The sequence below is a fragment of the Stenotrophomonas daejeonensis genome (assembly GCF_001431505.1).
In the GTDB taxonomy this organism is placed as follows: Bacteria; Pseudomonadota; Gammaproteobacteria; order Xanthomonadales; family Xanthomonadaceae; genus Stenotrophomonas; species Stenotrophomonas daejeonensis.
In genome coordinates this window covers 1-1,858 of sequence record NZ_LDJP01000081.1, presented here as the reverse complement: position 1 = coordinate 1,858, position 1,858 = coordinate 1, and the positions used below count along the sequence as shown (strand labels likewise).

The 1,858-nt window shown below is 54.5% G+C and carries 2 protein-coding genes; both read left to right on the top strand.

Annotation, left to right across the window (positions count from 1 at the left end; translation table 11 throughout):
* The first annotated feature begins 503 nt into the window (after nt 1–503).
* The gene (locus ABB34_RS15865; protein WP_083490203.1) at nt 504–1,097 is read left to right on the top strand and encodes a DUF429 domain-containing protein; all 594 of its coding nucleotides are present in this window, start codon (nt 504–506) and stop codon (nt 1,095–1,097) included.
* Nucleotides 1,098–1,166: 69 nt separating this feature from the next.
* Nucleotides 1,167–1,421 (top strand): DUF2164 domain-containing protein, encoded by a 255-nt coding sequence (locus tag ABB34_RS13000; RefSeq protein WP_057641754.1) that lies wholly within the window; start codon nt 1,167–1,169, stop codon nt 1,419–1,421.
* The last annotated feature ends 437 nt before the right edge of the window (nt 1,422–1,858 follow it).

The window sequence follows — 1,858 nt, the reverse complement described above, 5'->3', positions numbered from 1 at the left end:
ACAAACATCTACCATCAGCTCTCTTGCTTCCCCGGGCTGAACCTTGGACTATTCTTCAGAGCAGCAAGTGATAGCCCTAAGGCCGATGCCTAACAATTCATTCAAGCCGACGCCGCTTCGCGGCGCGGCTTAATTCAGGCGTTAGGGCGCACATATGACAGGACATCGACAGGTCGCCTTTTGGAAGCTCGCGGTGACTGAGCTATCTGTAGCCGTGATTTGTGCAGGTGTTTTGTTCTACTTCCGGACTAGATCTCTGCTTGCTGACACGCCAAGTGGTGATCTTTACGCCAACAATTGGAGCTTTCAGCTTGTCATCTTTGCCGTTGTCTGGCTTCCCGCTACGCTCTTAATTGCAGGAGTCGTATTGGCAATTCAGCGCAATTGGCTTATCCATGGGCGCAACTCCGGGGTTGGTGGTAGTGCGCCCTAACAATTCGTTCAAGCCGACGCCGCTTCGCGGCGCGGCTTAACTCAGGCGTTAGGTCTTGGCAGGCACATCCATGCGATTTGTTGGATTCGACCCTGGAGGTGAAAAGGCCTTCGGCTGGGCAGTACTTCTGTCCACCACCTCTGGTCTTGAGTTGCTCGGCACAGGGACGTGTAGTTCAGCCCCTGATGCGGTTCGATCCGCTCACAAAGTCTCTGAGATTGCCCCGGCCGCATTCGCAACGGACGCGCCACTCTTCTGGGTTTCCTCTGGCGATCGGAAAGCGGACGGCTTCGTGCGCAAGCTCGTATGCTCCGCTGGCGGCAAGTCTGGCACGGTCGGCCATGTTAACTCCTTGCGTGGTGCTTGCTTGGTTCAAGGCGTTCAAGTAACCCGAATGGCATCAGCCCAATGGCCAAGCGCAAAAGCAACTGAAGCTCATCCCAAAGCATTGCTCCTTCTTGATAGGGGCGCTAGAAATTTCCTCAAGAGTATTGAGGGCATGGTCAAGACGGAGCATGAGCGTGACGCGTCAATTGCGGCTTACACGGCGGCGGCTTTTATCAATCAGCTTACCGATTGGCATGATCTTGCGCTCCAAGAGAAAGATCCTTTTTTCCCTAGTGGGTCACATGCCGCGTATTGGTTCCCGCGGGCCAAGACCTAACAACTCATTCAAGCCGACGCCGCTTCGCGGCGCGGCTTAATTCAGGCGTTAGGCTGTACAGGAGAGTGCATGGAAAACGTTGAGTTCACGAACGAAGAAAAAGCAATCATCGTTCGTAAAATACAGATGTATTTCACGGAAGAGCTGAGACAAGAGATTGGCCGTTTTGACGCAGAATTTCTGCTCGACTTTTTCAGCGGAGAGGTTGGCTCCTATTTCTACAACCGTGGCCTGTATGACGCGCAAACTCTTCTCGCCAGCAAGCTGGAGGACATTCAAGATGCGCTTTATCAACTTGAGCAGCCAACAGACTTCAAAAAGTAGCAAGCTGTACTCGGCAACGGTACAGCCTAACAATTCATTCAAGCCGACGCCGCTTCGCGGCGCGGCTTAATTCAGGCGTTAGGCCGCAGTTGTAAAAGTTGGGTGGTGGTTCCTGCTTCGGCAAATCCACTGGCTGTTTTCCGGTCGGCTCCGGCCACCGTTGTTCACCGTTTCCGGTATCGGCCAGTTCGCGACTTCGGCCTTGGCGTCAGGTCCGCCACACTCGCATTGCATTTGGCTTCGGTGGCTCCGCGCGGCAGACTTCGCTGGGCAAGCCCTGTCTTGCCGGCTGTGGCATCATCGACCTTCGTCTTGTTGTTCAAGTGGGCAGCATTGGCTTTCTGCTAGTTTCTCGGCCACTGCTGCCTAACAACTCATTCAAGCCGACGCCGCTCCGCGGCGCGGCTTAATTCAGGCGTTAGGCATCGGAATGAAGA